This window comes from Methylocucumis oryzae (genome assembly GCF_000963695.1).
Lineage (GTDB): Bacteria > Pseudomonadota > Gammaproteobacteria > Methylococcales > Methylomonadaceae > Methylovulum > Methylovulum oryzae.
In genome coordinates this window covers 1-3,685 of the sequence record NZ_LAJX01000284.1, presented here as the reverse complement: position 1 = coordinate 3,685, position 3,685 = coordinate 1, and the positions used below count along the sequence as shown (strand labels likewise).

Here is a 3,685-nt window from a genome sequence, read left to right as displayed (position 1 = left end):
CTTTGGAAAAATTACCGACTTGGCCCAACAGTCGTATCGATGAGTTGCTGCCTTTTGCAACGGCAAATTCCGAGACAGTTAAGGATCAGAATGTCTTTTAGAAAACAACGTGGCTAGATTGAACGGTTACGCCACAAGGCGGATTGCGTCATTTAATCTTCAATCAAAAAACTAATGGCTTTGCTAGCGCGTTTAAGCGGGTTGGGCGACGTGTCTTAATCGATGAAGCGGAGTTTTTTCGCTTGTGTCGAAAAGCAAAACCAAGGGGGCAAGTGATGAACGCCCTTATTTTTCCACGCGCTGACACTCTGACCGGAAGAGCTTTGGCTTTAATGCTGCAAGGCCAAAAGATAACCCACCGCGACTTTCAAAACCATTCAGCGAGCTATCGGCTTTCAAGTCCGATTGAAGTATTACGGAACCGCCAAGGCTGGCTGATAGCGGACGAATGGTTAGATGGCCCTACGACCGACAAAACCGGACGGAGAGCAAAGTTTTAAGCGGTATTGGCTGGAACCGGAAACAATCCGGGCGGCAGGCGAACGCGGGCGGCTGTTTGTCGAGGCGGTCAAGGAATATGAAGTAAGGGCGGCGGCTACCGCCCACGCAAGGCAGGCACAACATGACTAAATTGCGAGCCGATTATATCAAGGAAGCAGTTAACCCGGCTGATTTTTACCGCCATGAACTACCTGACGCGCGATTAAAACAATCAGGTTGGAACGATGGCGGCCTTTGTCCTTTCCATGCCGACAACAAGCCCGGTTCTTTCCGCGTGAATCTGCAAACCGGCGCTTATCGGTGCTTTGCTTGCGATGCTGCGGGCGGCGATGTTATCGCTTTTACGATGGCCTTGCACGGCCTGAAGTTTGTTGAAGCTTTGGCGCAACTGGCGCGCGATTGGGGGCTGTAATGGACGCAATCCCGCAAACTTACAAAGGCAAGCCCCTGGTGCATTACTGGACGTATCGCGCTAAGGATGGCTCGGTATTCGGCCACGTTGGGCGCTACCAAAACGGCGACGGCAAAAAGGATATTGTCCCGTTTTTTAAAAGTAACGGTTCCGGCTTTCATGCCGGAATCGACGCGGAAACGCGGCCTTTATTCGGCCTTGAAAGATTAGCAAATCATCCGATAGATAAAGCCGTTTTTATCGTCGAGGGCGAGAAATCGGCGGCGGCTTTGCATGGCCTAGGTATTGTGGCGGTCACTTCGTTAGGCGGCGCACAGGCTGCGAATAAAGCCGACTGGACACCGCTAAACGGCTTCAAATTAGCGTATCTATTGCCTGATAACGACGAACCCGGCAAACACTACGCACGGGACGTTTACGCTGCGCTATCGGCCTTGGCAGCGCCACCGGCGGTTAAAGTGTTGCGCTTGCCAGACTTGCCGGACGGCGGCGACGTGGTGGACTGGCTGCAAGGCTTTGAACCCGATTGGGATGGTTACTTGCCTTTTCCGGAATCAAGCACTAGTTGGGCGAAATCCGAACTGCGAACCTTGCTGAATAAAGCCGAACCCGTGCCGAATGATTGGGGTTTAGCCAGTTTAGCGGGTTCCGACTCTAGCGCTTTTGACTGGGAAACGCCGGGCGTAATCGAAACCAAAACCCCACCGGTTCAAGCCTTGCCCACCGAATTAATACCGGAACCTTTCCGGCCTTGGCTGGCGGACGTGTCCCATAGAATGCAAACACCGCCCGACTTTGCTGTAATATCGGCGCTAGTGATGACCGGCTCAGTTATCGGCGCGGGTTGCGGCATACGCCCCAAACAGCGCGACGATTGGGAAGTTATCCCGAACTTATGGGGCGCATGTATTGGGCGGCCTTCTACGTTGAAATCGCCATGTATGAATGAAGCTCTGCAATTGCTGGAACGGCTGCAAGCCGACTATGGCAAACGCTTCGAGCAAGAAAAGGCAGGGGCTGAATTTGAATTGTTGGCAAACAAGGCAATGCTTGACGATGTAAAGGCGCAAGTTACAGGAAAAGCCAAGGGTAAAGGCAAAGACAGAGTTGTAGACCCAACTGACATGGCGAAACTCAAAGCCGATTATATGGAGTTATCTAAATACGCCGAACAGGAAGCCACACGGCGCTTGTTCCTGACAGACGAAACCAGCATCCAAAGTATGACGGTTTTGCAAAGCCAAAATCCGCGCGGCATATTGGTTCGCCGAGATGAGTTACCCGGTTTGCTTGTTCGTTGGGAACGGGAAGACTGCCAAGACGAACGCGCCTATTTTCTGGAGGGTTGGAACGGCAACGGCAGTTATACCGATTTTAAAATTGGGCGCGGCTTGACCGAAGCGCCGAGTATCTGCATATCACTGTTAGGCGGCATTCAGCCGGATAAGTTAAAGCGCTATTTGTACCAAGCCATGAAAGGTCACAATGACGGCTTAATGCAACGCTTACAGCTTGCCGTGTGGCCTGATGAGCCGGAACACTGGGAGCTAATCGACACCGCGCCGAACAAAGCCGACAGACAGCGAGCGTTTAACATCCTGCAAGCCTTGGCGGAACTGGATTTTAAGCAATATGGCGCGGCTCAAGGCGAGCATGACGACCGGCCTTATTTCCGCTTCACCGATGACGCGCAAGCCTTGTTTAATGCCTGGTTAACCGAATTGCAGACCGTAAAAATCAAGCAGGAAGAAAACCCGTTAATGGTGGAGCATTTTGGTAAGTTTCGCTCATTAATGCCTAGTCTTGCGCTGATTTTCCACTGTATTGATATTGCTGATGGTAAAGCAAGCGGCAATATATCAGCAACAGCGGCTAATTTAGCGGTTCAATGGTGTGATTACTTAGAAAGTCACGCACGGCGGATTTATGCAATGGCTGAAAGTCCAGAACATGAAGCAGCGGTAAGATTGGCGGCCAAGATAAAAGCAAAGGCTTTGCCAAGTCCCTTCACCAGCAAAGCGGTTTATGACAAGGGTTGGCACGGTTTAAAGGACAAGCAGGAAGTGGACGCAGCCTGCAATATCCTGATTGATGAAAGCTGGCTGAGGATGACGCGCAAAACCGCCACTGGAAACCGGGGGCGGCCACCTTTGCCAGAGTATCACATCAACCCTGTTTTTCTATAAAAACTCGCTAAGTATGAACCCGCTAAAACCGCTAAATTATTTTAGCCATTTTAGCGGTTGCGAGGTGTAAGCATTTTTTAGAAAAAAAAGAACTGAAAAGTAACAAAACTTGTTCGCCCCAAAATGGCATAAGATTTAACAAAAACGCCGGACAACCCGGCAAGGAATTGCGAAGATGAATACTGAATTGATGACGTTGAATGACCGTATTAACGCACTTAAAGCCCGTGCAAATGCTCCGATAGAGGTATGGCAGCCTGAACCGAATGAGTCGCTTATAGGCGAGTACATTGGAAGCCAAAAGGCCGTGGGCATTTATGGGGAAAATTATCAGATTTTAATTAAGGATGAAAACGGCCAAACCACCGCAGCATGGCTAACACCTTGGTTAAAGGATAATCTTAAAGCACAGGGTGCGACTGAAGGCGACCTGGTAGCAATAACCTTTTTGGGCAAAAAGCAAGGCCCAGCAGGCAGGTCTTATAACGCTTATTCGTTGATGGTTGATAAGGAATAAAAGCTTTACGTTATTGGAAAACGGGTTAGCCTATTACGTCAAAATGGCGTAGTAGGTCTTTAAATTGAA

The 3,685-nt window shown here is 50.0% G+C and carries 4 protein-coding genes; all 4 read left to right on the top strand.

Annotated features, from left to right (window positions below):
• Nucleotides 1–143 precede the first annotated feature (143 nt).
• Nucleotides 144–500, top strand: a complete 357-nt coding sequence (locus VZ94_RS20155; RefSeq protein WP_045780601.1) for a hypothetical protein — start codon at nucleotides 144–146, stop codon at nucleotides 498–500.
• Nucleotides 501–622: 122 nt separating this feature from the next.
• Nucleotides 623–913, top strand: coding sequence for a CHC2 zinc finger domain-containing protein (locus tag VZ94_RS20150; RefSeq protein WP_052700776.1), 291 nt, complete (start codon nucleotides 623–625; stop codon nucleotides 911–913).
• A complete protein-coding gene (locus VZ94_RS20145) occupies nucleotides 913–3,099 on the top strand; it encodes a YfjI family protein (protein WP_045780600.1) in 2,187 nt (728 codons plus the stop codon). Before VZ94_RS20150 ends, VZ94_RS20145 begins: the two co-directional genes overlap by 1 nt.
• A gap of 175 nt (nucleotides 3,100–3,274) precedes the next feature.
• Nucleotides 3,275–3,616, top strand: coding sequence for a hypothetical protein (locus VZ94_RS20140; RefSeq protein WP_045780599.1), 342 nt, complete (start codon nucleotides 3,275–3,277; stop codon nucleotides 3,614–3,616).
• The last annotated feature ends 69 nt before the right edge of the window (nucleotides 3,617–3,685 follow it).